Raw genomic sequence first — 17,570 nt, forward strand, 5'->3', positions numbered from 1 at the left:
GTTCGCTAATTGGCATACGAACTTGTTCCATTGTGTCACGGTCACGTACTGTAACAGCTTTGTCTTCAACAGAGTCGAAGTCGTATGTGATACAGAATGGTGTACCGATTTCGTCTTGACGACGGTAACGTTTACCGATAGAACCAGTTTCATCAAAGTCTACCATGAAGTCTTTAGCTAGTTCTGCGAATACTTCAGTAGCACCTTCAGATAGCTTTTTAGATAATGGTAAGATTGCTGCTTTGTATGGTGCTAAAGCAGGGTGGAAACGAAGAACTGTACGAGAATCGTTTTCTAATTGCTCTTCTTCATATGCATCACATAAGAACGCTAATGTTACGCGGTCTGCGCCTAAAGATGGCTCGATGCAGTATGGTACGTAACGCTCGTTCGTTTGTGGATCGATATAGTTAAAGTCTTCGTTAGAGTGTTCCATGTGACGTTTTAAGTCGAAGTCTGTACGAGATGCAACGCCCCATAGTTCGCCCCAACCGAATGGGAATTTGAATTCAATGTCAGTTGTTGCGTTACTGTAGTGAGATAACTCTTCTTCACCGTGGTCACGAAGGCGCATGCTCTCTTCATGCATACCAAGTGAAAGTAACCAGTTTTTACAAGTTTCACGCCAGAATGCGAACCACTCTAAATCTTCACCAGGCTTACAGAAGAATTCAAGTTCCATTTGTTCGAATTCACGTGTACGGAATGTGAAGTTACCAGGCGTGATTTCGTTACGGAAACTCTTACCAATTTGGCCGATACCAAATGGAAGTTTTTTACGCATAGAGCGTTGTACGTTTTTGAAGTTTACGAAAATACCTTGTGCTGTTTCAGGACGAAGGAAGATTTCGTTCGTGCTAGACTCTGTAACACCTTGGAATGTTTTGAACATTAAGTTGAACTGACGGATTTCAGTGAACTCTTCACTGCCGCAATCAGGACATTTTACTTCATGTTCTTTCATTAAACCAGCCATTTGGTCGAAAGTAAGACCATCAACAACCATTTCGATGCCTTTTGCATCTAATGCATCTTCAATTAATTTGTCAGCACGGTGACGAGCTTTACACTTTTTACAGTCGATCATTGGATCGTTGAAGTTACCAACGTGACCAGAAGCGATCCAAGTTTTAGGGTTCATTAAAATAGCAGCGTCTAAACCAACGTTGTGTGGAGATTCTTGAATGAATTTTTTCCACCAAGCTTTTTTAACGTTATTTTTTAATTCGATTCCAAGTGGACCGTAATCCCAAGTGTTTGCAAGACCACCGTAAATTTCAGAACCAGGGAAAACGAAACCGCGATGTTTCGCTAAGTTTACAACTTGTTCCATTGAGTACATAATAAAATCCTCCTTTTGAAAGTTAACGTATTGGCGATGACGTGATGGGTACTTGTGAAACGAGCAGTATATGCTTTGAAAAACATAAAAAAACGCTCATCCCAAGGCTTAATTGCCTAGGGACGAGCGTTTGCCCGCGGTTCCACCCTAGTTGATACACAAAAGGTGCATCCACTTTATCACGTATTGCTCGAGACTGCCGTTTCCTTGCGGCTTCAGGCTTTCACTATCCCTGAATCGCTTTTTGTGCAAGTACTTATAAGTCCGTCATCGCTACTTATATTAATAATAATGAACATATTCTAACACGTTCTTTTTTAAATCTCAATAGAGGAACGCGTCTATCTATGATAGAGTCTCGCCTATTTTTTCGTTATTTATTCCGTAGTTTTGTTTAATATGTTTAATTGCTTCGCGTTTACTAAGCGAGGCAAGCTCGTTAGTTTGAACGTATTCCCAAACGACATCTGGCTTTGTTTTTGCGTATTCACGAAGGACCCAGCCGATTGCTTTTTGAATGAAAAATTCTTTTGAGGTATGGAGTTGTCCGATAATCCAGAAAAGAAGTTCTTCGTCCATTTTTTGTTTGTATTTTAGCTGGAATAAAATTGCAGCGCGTTGTAACCATATGTTGTCTGATGCAATCCATTTTGGAATATAGGCAGAAATTAATTCTGGATGTTTTAAAAAGATACCACCTAAAAAGGTAGGGACGATGCTATCAACAGAATCCCACCAAGATTTTGTGACAATAAGTTCTTCTAGAAATGGGATATGAGTTTCGTTTATATGCTTTTTATATTTTTGCATGATATCGAGTGCAGCAGCTTGAAATTCTCGTTCTGGTAAGTCCCAAAGCTCACGTACGATAATTTGGAAGTCTTTTTTATCTGGGAGAGTATGTATTTGAATAACGTCTTTCAATAATTGCCTTCTTTCAGGTGTTTGAATACCGAGAAACGGGAAGTGATTTTTCATATAACGTGCCATTGGTTCTGCTTTTTCTGGGTTTTGATTTGCTGTGAAGTGCTCTTGTAATGCTTTTACAAATGGATGCATAAGTACGTTCTCCTCTCTTATTATCTTTCTTATTTTATTATACAGAGAGTTTGGGTGAATTTTAAAACATAACTTGCAATGTAATGAAATATGTTGAGAGTAGAGAGGAGAGGATAAGATGGAAGATCAAAGCGTACTAGCAGGTTTCTTTGCTCTTAGTTTTGCGTTTATTGTTGTTATATTAATTTGGGCAATTATTTCGTATTTGTTAACGGCTTTTGCACTTTATACGATGGCAAAAAATGATGGTGCAACTGATGGTGTTCTTGCTTTTATTCCTTTTTTAAATAGTAAAACGTGGGGTGACTTGGCAAAAGACAAATTACCAGATTTCTTAAAAGAAGAAGCAGGGTGGAAAGTATTCGGTATATATGTCGCATGTTTCATTTTTAATTTCGTACCAATTATAAGTTTACTAGCAACAGCTGTATCGATTGTGTTGTCCATTTATCTCATCTACGCTATTTTAGACAGATACGGAACGAACTCTATATTATTTACAATTATTCATACAATCACGTTTTCGGTTTTCTTGCCGATTCATTTGTTCATTATTCGGAATGAGCCGGTGAGATATAACGAGTAGATATATGTGGGGAGCTGTTCCAAAGGTTTTTTGGAACGGCTCTTTGTCGCTCTTTGTCAGTAAATCGATATTTCGTTTAAAATCGTTGATATATTGTAAGTTGTGATAGATATATTCGAAGAATCGTTAATATAATCTCATTTACCAAGAGAAAAAGGGCTGCCACATGGACAGCCCTTTTTCTACTACATAAGATAGCGTAAATAAATATAAATATGAGAAATGATTAATGAAACGATCATAATCGGGAAGCCGACTTTAAGGAATTCCATGTAGCTAAATTTATGTCCTTCACGACTTGCGATTCCGGCTACGATTACGTTAGCAGAAGCGCCGATTAATGTTCCGTTTCCACCTAGGCAAGCACCTAATGCTAATGCCCACCATAGTACGTCGATTTGTGCGTCAGAAGGTGATAAACCTAGCCCAACTGCCATATCGTTAATAAGTGGGATCATTGTTGCAACGAATGGAATGTTATCGATTGTTGCAGAGGCGATACCAGATACCCATAGAATAAGGATAGAGGCTTGAGAAATATCTCCGCCTGTTATTCCGATTACTTTTTGAGCTAACGTTTTGATAAGACCGATATCGATAAGTCCTCCAACGAGTACGAATAGTCCCGCGAAGAAGAAAATTGTTACCCATTCTACGCTAGCGAATACTTCTTCAATTTCATGTTCTTTCACACCGATTAACATAAGGACAGTAGCACCAGTTAAGGCGATGATAGCTGCATCAATATGGAAAATAGAATGAGTCATGAAACCTAAAATAGTAAGTCCAAGTACTGTTAAAGATTTTTTCATTAATACTGGGTCTTTAATGTATTGTTTTTCATCTAAGCTCATTAATTTCTTAATTTGTACAGGATCAGCAATTAATTGCTTACGGTACATGAAGTAAAGCATTGTTGCTGTTACTGCAATGATAATAATTACGATTGGTGCTAAGTTTAGTAAGAAAGCATTGAAATCTAAATGCTTATTTGCAGAACCAATCATAATATTCGGTGGGTCACCAATTAATGTTGCTGTTCCTCCGATATTTGAAAAAATAATTTCAGAAAGTAAATACGGAACAGGATTTACTTGCAAGATGCGCGTAATAGATAAAGTAACTGGAACAACAAGAAGTACTGTTGTAACGTTATCTAAAAATGCGGAGCCAAGCGCGGTAAGTAAGGAAAGTGAAATTAAAATTTTAATTGGATTTCCTTGTGCTCCTTTTGCGGCTTTAATGGCAACGTATTGGAAGACACCTGACTTACTTGTAATGTTTACCAGTATCATCATACCTATGAGTAACGTAATAGTTCCCCATTCAATATGTTTCGTAAAGGCATTGTGTAAGTCAACGACCCCTGCAATCACCATGAATGCTGCACCAAGAAGTGCGATGACAGCGCGGTTAATTTTTTCAGAAATAATAATGGCATATGTAATTAAAAAGACTGCGATAGCGAAATAATACTGCCAGTTTGCGAGCTCTTGCGTTGTTTCGTGCAAAACTCTCATCTCCTTTCATTCACTTTTCTTAGTGTGTCAAAAAATTAACTAGATGAAACACACATAACGTCATTATAAAGTAGAAAAATGGCGGATGTAAATGAAAGGGTTTATTTTGTCATATTTTCTGCATAGGTCATTTTTTCTTATTTTTAAAAATATTTGTGGGCATTTGACATATATATAAGATACATCCAATCTGAATATTTCAAATGGAATCAGCATTCGAGCTTGTTCGTGTAAGAGTGTCAAATAGAAAGGAATGACAAAGATGATAAGGAAGGGATCGTATGGATGAACAACGATTTTTGTTTTTAGACTTTGAGTTTACGATGCCCCAGCATAGAAAAAAGCCAAAAGGTTTTTTCCCGGAAATTATTGAGGTAGGACTCGTTTCAGTTGTTGGTTGTAAGGTGGAAGATACGTATGCATCACATGTCAGGCCAAAAACATTTCCGTCTTTAACGGATCGATGTAAAAAATTTTTAGGAATTAAACAGGAAGTAGTGGACAAAGGAATTTCTTTTCATGAACTTGTTGAGAAACTTGCAGAATATGAAAAGAGGTGTAAACCGACAATTGTAACGTGGGGAAATATGGATATGAAAGTCTTAAAGCATAACTGCGAAATGGCGGGCTTAGAATTTCCATTCTTTGGACAGTGTCGTGATTTATCGCTTGAGTATAAGAAGTTTTTTGGAGAGAGAAATCAAACAGGACTATGGAAAGCAATTGAGGCGTATGGAAAAGCAGGAACAGGAAAGCATCATTGTGCGCTTGATGATGCGATGACGACATATAATATTTTTAAGTTAGTAGAAAAAGATAAAGAGTATTTAGTCAAACCAGCACCTCCGACATTAGGAGAACTTGTTGATTTTTCGAAAGTGTTAAAGAAGGTGAGTACACAGTAACGACCAAATTGCACAACATGTAATTTGGTCGTTTTGTTTTTTAAAGCTTGTAATCTTGCTTCAATTGCTGAAGTGTTTCTAGACTACGCCCCGCAAAAGGTGAATCATCTTCAGAAAATGAATTCATTTGTGTTTCTAATGCTAATTTTAGTGACTCTGTATAATCCGGAATTTCTCCTTCATATTTCTTCACCATTTGCTCTGGAATGTTCGTCTGTTCACGAAAAGCTAAAGCGCGTCTTTCATGGAAGAATGGTACGTCAGCTTGTTTTACATTATGTAAATCACCTTGCACCGGATGCTTTAAAACAGCTAATACTTTTACGACGTAACTGCCAGGACGGCTATTTGTAATTTCGCCTATGTATTTTCCCGTTTTATAAATACCCGTAACGATTTCACCAATTTCAAATGTTTCTCTCATATTTTTCACCTCAAGTTTATAGTAAGGAAAGTGCGCGAAGGAGTCAAAGAAATCATTCGCTTAAGGAATGTCCTTGAGAATGTGAAGGGGTTCAACTATAATTTAAAGTGATATAACAGAAAATTCCGATGATTTTTAAATCCTATAATAAGGAGTGTTTCATATGATGCCTTTATATTTTCCGGAAGATAAAACAGAATATATTATTCCAGGGATTGTTTGCGTTCTATTTATCATTGGTGCCGTTGCTACGTGGCGTATGTTTATTCGTGTATCAAAACGAGAAGCAGAGCGATTGCAGAAAGTAGAAGAAAAGCTTTTAGCTGAAAAGAAACAGTAATTCATTTTTGTATGTTTCCCTCTATGCTCGGACAATCTAAAGGCAGAAAGTATTTTGGAGGGAATAGAATGAAAAGACGGCTTTTTTTCAGTTGTTGTTTATTATTTCTAATGGCGGGTTGTGACCAAGGGAAGCCGAAAGAAATTGATGTGAAATTACATAATGCTTCAGGTGATGAAGTTGGGACTGCAAAAGTAGCTCAGCAAACAAGTGGAGTGAAAATTACGATCAAAGCGGAAGGGTTTACACCAGGGCCACACGGGCTACATGTACACGAAATCGGAGAGTGTAAAGCGCCTAGTTTCGAATCATCTGGGAATCATTTTAATCCAGATAATAAAAAACATGGGCTTCTCAATCCAAAAGGTGCGGAAAATGGTGATTTACCGAATGTAGTGGCGGATGGTTCTGGGAAGATTAAAGCAGAAATCGATGCGCCGCATATAACGCTTGAAGAAGGAAAAACGACGATTCATAGAAAAGATGGGGCGTCTATTATTATTACAGAAAACGCTGATGATGGCATGACACAACCAGTAGGAAAATCTGGTGACAGAATTGCTTGTGGTGTTATTGTTAAAAAAGCGTCGGATATGAAGAAAAAGTAGAAGCTACCGTGAAAGGTAGCTTTTGTTGTTATGAGAATGTATGGTGTAGTCTGTTTAAAATTTCTTCTAAAACAGATCTTGGGCAGCCGATGTTAATTCGGATATGGGTTTCCCCGCCTGTCCCGTATTTCTCACCAGGTTCAACGATGATTTTACCTTTCTCTTCAAGTAATGCTGTTCGTGCATCTTGAGAAAGGTTCAAGCGGGAACAATCAATCCACAGTAAAAAACTACCTTCTGGTTTAATTACAGAAAGAGCTGGTATGTGATTTTGAATATACTCACAAGCAAATTGAGCATTATCTTCAACGTACAATCGAATTTCATTTAGCCAATCATTACATTCTGTATACGCGCTTTGCATTGCTGTATAAGCAAATGTATTTAATCCGTGGAATCCTTGTCTATGTTGGATAGACATAAAGGCATTACGGAGATTTTCATTCGGAATAATAATGATTGATGCTTGTAATCCAGCAATATTAAATGTTTTGCTCGGAGCCATACAAGTAATAGTGCATGCTGCTAATTCTTCAGATAAAGAAGCAAACGGTGTATGAGTATGGCCTTTATAAATAATATCGGCGTGAATTTCATCGGCGACAACGGTTACATTATATTGCGTACATAACGAACCGAGTTTTGTTAATTCATCTTTCGTCCAAACACGTCCAATAGGATTGTGAGGGCTACAAAGAAGCATTAGTTTTACACCTTGTTTAAATTGAGTTTCTAGATGCTCGAAGTCTATCTTATATGTGCCATTTTGTTTAAATAAGGGACTCTCACATAATTGTCTATTATTTGTTTTGACCATTTCAAAAAATGGTGGATAAATAGGAGGTTGTACGAGTACAGATTCTCCTTCTTGCGTTAATGCTTGTATGCTCGTACTAAGAGCTGGAACGATGCCTGCACTAAATACAATCCACTCTTTTTTTATATCCCAATCGTATTGGCTTTTTGTCCAATCACAAATAATATCCCCAATATTTTCTGGAGGAATTGTATAGCCGAAAATAGGATGTTCTATACGCTGTCGTAATGCAGTTTGAATTGGTTTTGGTACTTCAAAATCCATATCTGCAATCCAGGCATGGAGAAGTTCTTCGTTTTTATATGTATCCCATTTTGTACTGTGTGTACCACGCCGATTTACCGTTTTATGAAATAGTTGCATATGTTTGCCCCCTTCTTCTGTAAAACCGTTAAAGTTATGAAAGTTCTCTCTCTTCTTATAGAATAGCTGATGTGATAGGATAAAGAAAAGTATTAAAAAGTGAAAAGGCGGGAAGCGAATGGGTACATATGAAAAGATGATAGAGTTTGTGAAGAATTGGGATCCGTTTCAAATGGGGCCGGAGTTTTATGAAACAGAAGCGAGCGATGTTGTGAACGTCGTAAGTGTGTTTGACGATCCAAAATACATCGCCAAAAAGATTCAACATATATACTTTATGTCTTTTGAGGAAGTACCAGCGCTTGAAAAATGTGAGAAGTTAGCTGTGGAATTACTTGTAATAAAAGAAGGCGGAAGTTGTTCATTGTAGGCTGTCGGAATTTACGACAGCCTTTTTGTTTATTTTAGTTTGTTCGGATTGATTAAAGTTGCGCTTCACAGTGCGGAAAACGTAATGATTTCTTCATAAACATGCTCGGGCTTTTCTTCTGGTAGTAAGTGCCCTGTATTTTCGTAAGAGATAAATGTTGAATTAGGTAAATCTTTATGGAGACGGTGTCCTACATGTACAGGGACGACGCGATCTTTTTCACCCCAAATGAGTAATACCGGTGTTTCGATTTTTTGTAATTCAGTTGAAGATAGGTCACCTTCACGGTCTCTTATCATTCGAGTTAGGGCAGGGAATATACGATCATCATAAAAAGGGGCGGAGTAACCTTCTTTCATTTCATCGTCAATTAATGAGTGATCATGAACGACATTCATTAAGTTGTGAACAATACCGCGCCGTATAATCCAGTTCTTTACGTATAAATGAAAGAACGGTAAATAAGAAGAATACATTAAAGGTAAGTTTGCGCGTGCTAAATAGCTAGAGCTACATAGTAAAATCGTCTTTGAGATTAGTTCAGGACGTATACGGTTTACATAGAGAGAAATTTGCCCACCCATAGAATGACCAACTAATACAATATTTGAGAGAGATAAATGTTCAATTAAATCGATAATAATCGTTGCTAAATTGTGATAAGAATACTTAAAGAGATGAGATTTCTCACTTTTTCCGAATGGTGGTAAATCAAGGGCGATTACTGTGCCTTCCTTTGTTAGTAAAGGAATGAGTCGTCGATAGCTAAATGAGGAAGATAGGAAGCCGTGAACGAGTACGAAAGTAGGTCGCTCTTTTTTATTATTATGTTCATACAATTCGTAATGAATAGTAGTGCCGCGAGTGGAAAAAGTGAAGTAAGGGCATTTGCATTCATGGTTCATTTTTTGTCACTCCATTGATTTTTGTTCATATCATCTCCAAGGGCGAAAAAAATATGTTAACAAAAAAAGGAAAGATGACATCGTCATCTTGCCTTTCGTTTATTTATCCCGCTATTTGTGGGCAGTTAGACTCCCACCTCAAAATTCGGCGAATGCGAGGAAGTTAGGTGGGAGATAACTGCCCGTAAAAGCCCGATTGGTGAGGGCTGATTAAAGTTTCACTTTATAATTACCCACGCACAATATTTGGTGGTGTTTTTCCTTGTAATCCTGCCACTAAATTTTCAGCAGCTGTCATTGCCATTTGCTGCCGAGTTTTTAATGTTGCAGATCCGATGTGCGGTAAAGTTACAACGTTTTGTAATGATAAGAGCGGATTCTCTTTTTGAATCGGCTCTTGTGTAAATGTGTCGATGCCGGCTGCAAATATTATCTTTTCTGTTAAGGCATGAATTAATGCAGTTTCATCTACTGTTTTCCCGCGAGAAGCATTAATGAAAATTGCTGTTTCTTTCATTAGTGAAAATTCCTTTTCACCGATAAGATGATACGTTTCATCTGTTAATGGAGTAAGAAGAATAATAAAATCAGATTGCTTGATTAGAGTTTGTAAATCACAATATGTAGCATCAAATTTTTGCTCAGCTTCTTCTTTACGGCGACGGTTATAATAAAGAACATTCATATCAAATCCGAATTTTGCTCGTTTTGCAACGGCTTCTCCAATTCGGCCCATACCGATAATACCGATTGTGCTATGGTGCACATCTAGTCCGAAGTGCTCTTTTCCAATTTCGGCATTCCATTCACCGTTTTTCACGTAGGAGTTGAGTTCGCAAACGCGGCGCCCAGCAGATAACATGAGAGCGAAAACGAGGTCAGCTACTGTATCGTCTAGTACGTATGGTGTATTCGTTCCGATAACCTTTCGCTTTTTCATCGCTTGTAAATCAAAATTATCGTAACCGACAGAAATGTTACTTACTACTTTTAAGTTAGGAGCCACTTCCAATAATTCTTCATTAATAGCGGATCCGAAATTTAACAAACCATCTTTATCTTGTATTTTCTCCAATAGAACATCACGAGGTACCTTCTCATTTTGCTCCCATTTTTCATAATCGCAGTGTTCTGATAAATAGTTTTCTACAAATGTTGGAACTGGTTCAGCAATATAAACTTTTGGTTTCACGGTTCCATCCCCTTTCACTTTATCCTGCATGTTTCCACTGATTAAAGTTTCACTTTACCCCGCTTTAACGAGCAGTAAGACTCCCACCTAAAAAGAAGATTGAGGCAAAGAAGTGAGGTGGGAGATCAACTGCTCGTAAAAGCCCGATTGGTGAAGGCTAATAATCAGCAGGTGAAGCATTCCACTGATTAAAGTTTCACTTTATTTTGACATAATTCACTAAAAAAAGCTTCTTTTCAAACTGGAAAAGGTATTTGTATAATTTAGACACAAGAGAAAAGGGAGGATGATTTATATGGTGACTGAAAAAGAATTAGAATTATTAGCTTGTCTTGAAAAAAGTAGTCGATTATCTGTAGATACATTAGCGAAGCTGTTAAATATAGAAGTAGAAGAAGTGAAGAAGATTGTTGCAAAGTTAGAAAGTGAAAAGATTATTGTGGACTATGTAACACATATTGATTGGACAAAAGTGAAAGAACATACTGGTTTAACAGCGATGATTGATGTGAAAGTTACGCCAAAGCACGGCGTGGGGTTTGATGCGGTTGCTGAACAAATTTATCGTTATTCAGAAGTGAAATCAGTGTATTTAATGTCAGGGACATATGATCTTTCTATTACATTAGAAGGGAAGACAATGGGAGAAGTAGCGATGTTTGTTTCTGAGAAATTAGCAACGATTGAATCTGTCGTTTCTACGACAACACATTTCATTTTGAAGAAGTATAAACATGAAGGAATTATTTATGAAAAAAACGATGATGATAAGCGAATTGTGGTGACACCATGAAGCAATTTGAACTATCTAGAGCGGCAGAATCTTTACAACCATCTGGTATTCGAAAGTTTTTCGATTTAGCAGCAAATATGAAAGGTGTTATTTCTCTTGGGGTAGGAGAGCCAGACTTTGTTACACCTTGGAATGTAAGGCAAGCATGTATTCGTTCTTTAGAACAAGGATATACGTCATATACAGCAAATGCAGGATTATTGGAGCTCCGTCGAGAAATAGCAAAGTATCTAAAAAAACAATTTGCAGTATCTTATGATCCAAACGATGAAATCATCGTTACGGTTGGAGCAAGCCAGGCGTTAGATGTAGCGATGCGCGCCATTATAAATCCTGATGATGAAGTGCTCATTATTGAACCAAGCTTCGTTTCTTATGCACCGCTTGTATCATTGGCTGGAGGAGTTCCAGTTCCTGTAGTGACTACTTTAGAAAACGAGTTTAAAGTACAACCAGAAAAAATTGAAGCGGCTATTACAGCGAAAACAAAGGCAATATTACTTTGCTCCCCCAATAATCCAACAGGTGCAACGTTAAACAAATCCGAATTAGAAAAGCTGGCAGTTATTGTTGAGAAGTATAATTTAATCGTGTTATCTGATGAAATTTATGCAGAGCTTGTATATGACGAAGTGTATACAAGTTTCGCGAGCATTCAAAACATGCGTGAACATACGATATTAATTTCAGGATTTTCAAAAGGATTTGCGATGACAGGATGGCGCCTCGGGATGATTGCAGCCCCTGTTCAATTTTCAGAATTAATACTCAAAATCCATCAATATTCAATGATGTGTGCACCAACGATGTCTCAATTTGCAGCACTTGAAGCATTACGCGGGGGAAATGATGAAGTAATTCGAATGAGAGATAGCTATAAAAAACGTCGTAACTTTATGGCGACATCTTTCAATGAAATGGGCTTAACATGTCATGTACCAGGCGGGGCATTTTATGTTTTCCCTTCTATAGCTTCAACCGGACTATCTTCAGCAGAATGTGCAGAACAATTATTATTAGAAGAACAAGTGGCTGTTGTTCCTGGAAGTGTGTTTGGTGAGAGTGGTGAAGGATTTATTCGTTGCTCATATGCAACATCGCTTGAACAGCTTATGGAAGCGATGAAGAGAATGGAACGGTTCATAGAGAATAAAAAAAGGACAAAACATAATACGTTTTGTCCATAAAAGGGGGGGAATACTAGAAAGCCATGTGTTAGTATTCTATCCCAATATTGGAGAATTATACGTATTGCAGGAAATTTTTTCGTGAATTTTGAATGAGTTCTATCATAGTGGTATAATTTACTAATATAAGGTGTGAGTATCCTCGGTATTTTATTTAAGGTACTTATTCACCAATCGGATATTTAATAATAAGTACATCTGTTTTGCAATCTACATTTGTAGAGAAAATGGTAAACGTATGGGAGTGTTTCATATGTCAGAACAATATACAACAGGAGTGATTGTAACAGGGAAAGTGACTGGAATTCAAGATTACGGTGCATTTGTAGCGTTAGATGCAGAAACACAAGGACTTGTGCATATATCTGAAATTACAAATGGATATGTAAAGGATATTCATGACTTTTTGAAAATCGGCGATACAGTAGAAGTAAAAGTACTTTCGATTGATGAAGAGCACAGAAAAATGAGTTTATCGTTAAAAGCGGCGAAAAGAAAACAAGGAAGGATTCTTATACCGAATCCATCTAAGGACGGATTTAATACGTTGCGAGAAAAGCTGACAGAATGGATTGAAGAGTCCGAGTTAACAAAGTAAAAGAGGAACGCATATGAGCGTTCCTCTTTTACTTTATCTTATGATATATATTTGCAAATATGATTGCATGCAATCATATTCGTATGTCGGAGGTGAAGAGGACATACTGGTTATCGAATTTCGTTTGTTTCTGGGTGTGTACCAAGATTTTCAGATGGTTTAAAGAGTAAACCAAGATTGATAAGTCCAGATATACCAACGATGCCGTAAATAATACGTGCGAGAGCTGAGTTTTGTCCGCCGAAAATGGCTGCTACTAAGTCAAACTGGAAGAACCCGATTAGTCCCCAGTTTACTGCACCAATTACAGTAAAGACTAATGCGATACGTTGCAATGTACTCATGAAAAAGCCCCCCTTAATTGTGAAGCATGAGCAAGCGCTGAGTTAATCAACTCTTTTATAGAATGGTACAGTTATGTTGTTTTTATACATAAAAAATGTGTGAAAAAAGGATGTATATACATCTATACCGAAAAATGAGAATTTTTATGCAAAAAATGAACTTTTTCTAAAAAATATATATTGGTTACGTTTACACTGGTTGAATCGCTTGATTTACAACTTCAGTTTCGCTAAAGTGAATACAGAAATACATATCCATAATTGGAGGGAAAAAGATGAGTACACATGTAACGTTCGACTATTCTAAAGCGTTATCCTTCATCGGTGAACATGAAATCACTTATTTACGTGATGCAGTGAAAGTAACACATCATGCAATCCACGAAAAAACTGGGGCTGGGAACGATTTCCTTGGTTGGGTAGAGCTTCCGCTTCAATATGACAAAGAAGAATTTGCTCGCATTCAAAAATGCGCAGAAAAAATTAAAAATGACTCTGACATTTTACTTGTTGTAGGTATCGGTGGTTCTTACCTGGGAGCACGCGCAGCAATCGAAATGTTAAACCATTCTTTCTACAACACGCTTTCTAAAGAACAACGTAAAACTCCACAAGTGCTATTTGTTGGACAAAACATTAGCTCCACTTACATGAAAGATTTAATGGATGTATTAGAGGGTAAAGACTTCTCTATTAACGTTATTTCTAAATCAGGTACAACAACAGAGCCGGCACTCGCATTCCGTATTTTCCGTAAGTTATTAGAAGAGAAGTATGGAAAAGAAGAAGCTCGCAAACGTATTTATGCAACTACAGATAAAGCGCGTGGTGCATTAAAAACATTAGCTGATAACGAAGGCTACGAAACATTCGTAATTCCAGATGATGTTGGAGGACGTTTCTCTGTATTAACGCCAGTTGGTTTATTACCAATCGCAGTAAGTGGCTTAAATATTGAAGAGATGATGAAAGGTGCAGCTGCTGGTCATGACGACTTCGGGACATCAGAACTAGAAGAAAACCCAGCTTACCAATACGCAGTAGTTCGTAACGCTTTATACAATAAAGGAAAAACAATTGAAATGCTTGTTAACTATGAGCCAGCACTTCAATACTTCTCTGAATGGTGGAAACAGTTATTTGGTGAAAGTGAAGGAAAAGATCAAAAAGGTATTTTCCCATCTTCAGCAAACTTCTCAACTGACTTACACTCATTAGGTCAATACATTCAAGAAGGTCGTCGTGACTTATTTGAAACAGTTCTTAAAGTAGGTAAATCTACACATGAACTAAAAATCGAATCAGAAGACAACGATTTAGATGGATTAAACTACCTTGCTGGTGAAACTGTAGACTTCGTAAACACAAAAGCATACGAAGGTACATTACTTGCACATAGCGATGGCGGAGTACCAAACTTAATCGTAAATATTCCTGAATTAAATGAGTACACATTCGGTTACCTTGTATACTTCTTCGAAAAAGCATGTGCGATGAGCGGCTACTTATTAGGCGTAAATCCATTTGACCAACCAGGAGTAGAAGCATACAAGAAAAACATGTTTGCTTTACTTGGTAAACCAGGATTTGAAGAATTAAAAGCAGAATTAGAAGAGCGTTTAAAATAATAAAAAGCGACCGGGTTTCCGGTCGCTTTTTATTATTTTACTGAAATGTCCATCGGTATATTCAGACTAGAATGGGTATGCTAAGGGAAAAGTCTAGGAGGGATGGGCTTGATTCCGATTCAATCAAATTTAGAAGGACATACATATGCGTTATATAAGTTAGAAGAGGTTATGAAACCGCTTGGATATAGTATAGGTGGTAATTGGGACTATAATAAAGGATGCTTCGATTACAAAATCGATGAAGAAGATGGGTATCAATTTTTACGAGTGCCGTTTACAGCGGTAGATGGTGAACTAGATGTACCTGGTGTAGTAGTCCGTCTTGAAACGCCGTATATTCTTTCGCACGTATATCAAGACGAACTAGATGATAATGTAAATACTTTAACCGCAGGAACGAGTGGGATGGATCAATTTGCTGAACCGAAAGATCCAGATGGAAATGTGAAAAGAAAGTATATTAATATTGGGAAAGTTCTCATGCAGGAACTAGAGAATCATTTTATTAATGGTGAATAACAATGAGTATATCGCCTCCGATAAGAATGAAGGAATGGACTGGATTAATCATATATTGATCGTCACGCTTTATACCTAGTAAGAGAATGTTTTGTTTTAAAAGAGTGTAGCTACAATTTGCAAAGGATTGTCCAGTGCAGGATGGGGGAAGCTCCATCAGTTGTAATTTGTTATCAGAGATTTCATCGTAAAGTGAGAAGAATACACCTGAAATGGAAGGGAATAAAAGAGATGCGGTAAATACATAGCTCGTTAATTTATTTCCTTCTATAATTTCTGAGGCGCCAGCTCTCATTGCATTTTGGATTTGTTCAGTAGTAAGAAGTTCAGCGATGCAGTAAATGTTTTGATTCAGTCCTTTTGCAGTTAAAATATTTAAAATGGACTCTGTGTCCGCTAAGCTTTCGTTTTTTTCTTTATCGGCTGTTATTAATATAGTGTGAGCGGTTGTAATATTAGCTTTTAATAAAGTTTGGTCGTGATGTGGACAACCTTTTATAAACTCTAAATGATGAAATGGCTTTGGGAGTAAAGAAAGTGTTTCATCAATTAAAACGATATCAAGGTTTGGTTGTAATATGTGCATTTGTTTTACAACATGTTTTGCACGCTCATTCCAGCCGACGATAATCATATGACCGTTAGCTGTTGCAGCTTCTTCTCCTTTTATTTTCATATATTGTTTATTAATCATGTCGGTAGCGAATAGAACCATATAATAAGAACAAAATCCAGTTCCTAATAAAATAATGCCTATACCAATCAGCTTGCCTATTGTTGTATGGGGAGCAAAATCTCCGTATCCAACTGTGAAAATAGTAACAATTGACCACCAAATTCCGTCAAACCACGTGGTGAAGTGTGCTGGCTCTAATTTATGTATAAGAAATCCAGAAAAAGCAGTAAGTACAATAATAAAACAAATTAAACGAAAAATAATGGAATCACGAAATGTATCTACTAAATTTGGACGGGATTTCAATTTCCTATTCCTCCTTACTTTGCAGGACTACATTCATTGTTACCATTATAGAAAAAAGAAAAACTCTCTAATTAAAAAGAGAGTTTTTTCATATTACATACTTTCAACTTCAGTTTGTTGAACACTTTCAAGATGCTGAAGAGCATAATAAACATCAGCAGTATGTCTTTTTTGATCGATAGATAATTTAAGGTGTAAATAGTGAGCGCCATTTTCTAATGTTTTGAGCTTCATATTCTTAACTTTTATATCCATTTCTTTTATCTCTTCAATTACAACGGGGATATTGTCCATCTCGCGCACAACGAGTTTCACTGCGATATCACGTTGACGAAATGATCTAGGGCCTATAAATTTCATCGTTAATGGTATAAGTTCTACACTTATCATAAGGAAACACATTCCGAAAGTAGCCTCGATATAGAAACCAGCTCCAACGGCAATACCAATACCAGAAGCACCCCAAATCATAGCGGCAGTTGTTAGTCCTGCAATACTATCATTTCCTCTTCGTAAAATAACGCCGGCACCTAAAAAGCCGATTCCTGATACAATTTGAGCGGCGAGTCGAAGCGGATCCATATTCATATGATCGGTATGAGGTAAGTTGTAAGCTGCTTTAATAGAAACAATTGTCAGTAGGCAACTAATTATAGAAATAACTAAACAGGTTTTTAAACCGAGTGGTTTCCGTTTTAATTCACGCTCTAAACCGATGGCGAATCCTAAAATAGCTGAGAGACCTAGTTTGAGTAATAAATCGGCGTAGTCCATATATATTCCTCCTTGTATGATATAGGGATAAAACATTTATATAGAAAGAAACGTTTTGGGATAGAGTAACTTTATATAGAATATATGTAGGAATTACTTATACATGAAAGAGATATTTCGTTTAAGTATATGATATTAAAAAAGAAATGTGGGTGGTTTTTAAAAAAGTTTATAAAAGGTGTTGCATTTCATTTTTCGCCATGATATATTAATAACCGTCGCTGATGCGGAAACGCAGAAAACGACAAAAAAGAAATTGAAAAACTTAGTTGACATCGAAAAACGAAGATGTTAACATAAGGAAGTCGCAA

General features: G+C 37.0%; 20 protein-coding genes. 10 read left to right on the forward strand and 10 right to left on the reverse strand.

The genetic code is table 11. From position 1 onward, the window contains the following. The coding region (locus BAQ49_RS01685; protein ID WP_071743952.1) for a glycine--tRNA ligase at positions 1-1,342 on the reverse strand (1,342 nt) is incomplete at its 3' end. Positions 1,343-1,687: 345 nt separating this feature from the next. Beyond that, on the reverse strand, positions 1,688-2,401 hold the full coding sequence (locus BAQ49_RS01690) for a DNA alkylation repair protein (protein ID WP_071743953.1): 714 nt from the start codon (positions 2,399-2,401) through the stop codon (positions 1,688-1,690). Between the two features lie 118 nt (positions 2,402-2,519). Between BAQ49_RS01690 and BAQ49_RS01695 the strand changes: the two genes are divergently transcribed. After that, positions 2,520-2,987: a hypothetical protein gene (locus tag BAQ49_RS01695; RefSeq protein ID WP_000390113.1), complete on the forward strand. Its 468-nt coding sequence runs from the start codon at positions 2,520-2,522 to the stop codon at positions 2,985-2,987. A 185-nt stretch (positions 2,988-3,172) separates the two neighbouring features. On the opposite strand, the gene BAQ49_RS01700 is transcribed toward BAQ49_RS01695, so the two are convergent. Next, a complete protein-coding gene (locus tag BAQ49_RS01700) occupies positions 3,173-4,498 on the reverse strand; it encodes an ArsB/NhaD family transporter (protein ID WP_071743954.1) in 1,326 nt (441 codons plus the stop codon). A 290-nt stretch (positions 4,499-4,788) separates the two neighbouring features. Between BAQ49_RS01700 and kapD the strand changes: the two genes are divergently transcribed. Next, positions 4,789-5,412: a 3'-5' exonuclease KapD gene (kapD, locus tag BAQ49_RS01705; RefSeq protein ID WP_071743955.1), complete on the forward strand. Its 624-nt coding sequence runs from the start codon at positions 4,789-4,791 to the stop codon at positions 5,410-5,412. 40 nt (positions 5,413-5,452) lie between these two features. Here kapD and kapB read toward each other — a convergent pair whose 3' ends face one another. Beyond that, positions 5,453-5,836, reverse strand: a complete 384-nt coding sequence (gene kapB, locus BAQ49_RS01710; protein WP_001209324.1) for a kinase-associated lipoprotein KapB — start codon at positions 5,834-5,836, stop codon at positions 5,453-5,455. 163 nt (positions 5,837-5,999) lie between these two features. Between kapB and BAQ49_RS32705 the strand changes: the two genes are divergently transcribed. Together BAQ49_RS32705 and sodC are read left to right on the forward strand one after the other, a co-directional pair. Beyond that, positions 6,000-6,176 (forward strand): hypothetical protein, encoded by a 177-nt coding sequence (locus tag BAQ49_RS32705; protein ID WP_000982763.1) that lies wholly within the window; start codon positions 6,000-6,002, stop codon positions 6,174-6,176. A 68-nt stretch (positions 6,177-6,244) separates the two neighbouring features. Continuing rightward, positions 6,245-6,784, forward strand: coding sequence for a superoxide dismutase [Cu-Zn] (sodC, locus tag BAQ49_RS01720; protein WP_071743956.1), 540 nt, complete (start codon positions 6,245-6,247; stop codon positions 6,782-6,784). 28 nt (positions 6,785-6,812) lie between these two features. Here sodC and BAQ49_RS01725 read toward each other — a convergent pair whose 3' ends face one another. Continuing rightward, positions 6,813-7,964, reverse strand: coding sequence for a MalY/PatB family protein (locus tag BAQ49_RS01725; protein ID WP_071743957.1), 1,152 nt, complete (start codon positions 7,962-7,964; stop codon positions 6,813-6,815). Positions 7,965-8,082: 118 nt separating this feature from the next. Here BAQ49_RS01725 and BAQ49_RS01730 point away from each other — a divergent pair, with 118 nt between their 5' ends. Then, the gene (locus BAQ49_RS01730) at positions 8,083-8,334 is read left to right on the forward strand and encodes a YugE family protein (protein WP_000537628.1); all 252 of its coding nucleotides are present in this window, start codon (positions 8,083-8,085) and stop codon (positions 8,332-8,334) included. Between the two features lie 65 nt (positions 8,335-8,399). Here BAQ49_RS01730 and BAQ49_RS01735 read toward each other — a convergent pair whose 3' ends face one another. Both BAQ49_RS01735 and BAQ49_RS01740 read right to left on the reverse strand, forming a co-directional pair. Beyond that, positions 8,400-9,239, reverse strand: coding sequence for an alpha/beta fold hydrolase (locus BAQ49_RS01735; protein ID WP_071743958.1), 840 nt, complete (start codon positions 9,237-9,239; stop codon positions 8,400-8,402). A gap of 229 nt (positions 9,240-9,468) precedes the next feature. Continuing rightward, positions 9,469-10,461: a 2-hydroxyacid dehydrogenase gene (locus BAQ49_RS01740; protein ID WP_071743959.1), complete on the reverse strand. Its 993-nt coding sequence runs from the start codon at positions 10,459-10,461 to the stop codon at positions 9,469-9,471. 265 nt (positions 10,462-10,726) lie between these two features. Between BAQ49_RS01740 and BAQ49_RS01745 the strand changes: the two genes are divergently transcribed. From BAQ49_RS01745 to yugI, 3 genes are all read left to right on the forward strand, one after another. Then, positions 10,727-11,224: an Lrp/AsnC family transcriptional regulator gene (locus tag BAQ49_RS01745; RefSeq protein ID WP_000255689.1), complete on the forward strand. Its 498-nt coding sequence runs from the start codon at positions 10,727-10,729 to the stop codon at positions 11,222-11,224. After that, on the forward strand, positions 11,221-12,411 hold the full coding sequence (locus tag BAQ49_RS01750) for an aminotransferase (protein ID WP_071743960.1): 1,191 nt from the start codon (positions 11,221-11,223) through the stop codon (positions 12,409-12,411). The genes BAQ49_RS01745 and BAQ49_RS01750 overlap by 4 nt, the downstream gene beginning before the upstream one ends. A 253-nt stretch (positions 12,412-12,664) precedes the next feature. After that, on the forward strand, positions 12,665-13,009 hold the full coding sequence (gene yugI, locus BAQ49_RS01755) for a S1 domain-containing post-transcriptional regulator GSP13 (RefSeq protein ID WP_071743961.1): 345 nt from the start codon (positions 12,665-12,667) through the stop codon (positions 13,007-13,009). A gap of 110 nt (positions 13,010-13,119) precedes the next feature. On the opposite strand, the gene BAQ49_RS01760 is transcribed toward yugI, so the two are convergent. Continuing rightward, complete coding sequence (locus BAQ49_RS01760; RefSeq protein WP_000105788.1) at positions 13,120-13,353, reverse strand: DUF378 domain-containing protein; 234 nt, start codon at positions 13,351-13,353, stop codon at positions 13,120-13,122. Positions 13,354-13,628: 275 nt separating this feature from the next. Here BAQ49_RS01760 and BAQ49_RS01770 point away from each other — a divergent pair, with 275 nt between their 5' ends. Both BAQ49_RS01770 and BAQ49_RS01775 read left to right on the forward strand, forming a co-directional pair. Continuing rightward, the gene (locus BAQ49_RS01770) at positions 13,629-14,981 is read left to right on the forward strand and encodes a glucose-6-phosphate isomerase (RefSeq protein ID WP_071743963.1); all 1,353 of its coding nucleotides are present in this window, start codon (positions 13,629-13,631) and stop codon (positions 14,979-14,981) included. A gap of 108 nt (positions 14,982-15,089) precedes the next feature. Beyond that, positions 15,090-15,503 (forward strand): YugN-like family protein, encoded by a 414-nt coding sequence (locus BAQ49_RS01775; protein WP_071743964.1) that lies wholly within the window; start codon positions 15,090-15,092, stop codon positions 15,501-15,503. Here BAQ49_RS01775 and BAQ49_RS01780 read toward each other — a convergent pair. Both BAQ49_RS01780 and BAQ49_RS01785 read right to left on the reverse strand, forming a co-directional pair. Beyond that, entirely contained in the window at positions 15,490-16,485 is a 996-nt protein-coding gene (locus tag BAQ49_RS01780) for an ion channel (RefSeq protein WP_071743965.1), read from the reverse strand. The genes BAQ49_RS01775 and BAQ49_RS01780 overlap by 14 nt on opposite strands. Positions 16,486-16,578: 93 nt before the next feature. After that, the gene (locus BAQ49_RS01785) at positions 16,579-17,259 is read right to left on the reverse strand and encodes an MgtC/SapB family protein (protein ID WP_071743966.1); all 681 of its coding nucleotides are present in this window, start codon (positions 17,257-17,259) and stop codon (positions 16,579-16,581) included. Positions 17,260-17,570: the final 311 nt, after the last annotated feature.

It is taken from the genome of Bacillus proteolyticus, assembly GCF_001884065.1.
GTDB lineage: Bacteria > Bacillota > Bacilli > Bacillales > Bacillaceae_G > Bacillus_A > Bacillus_A proteolyticus.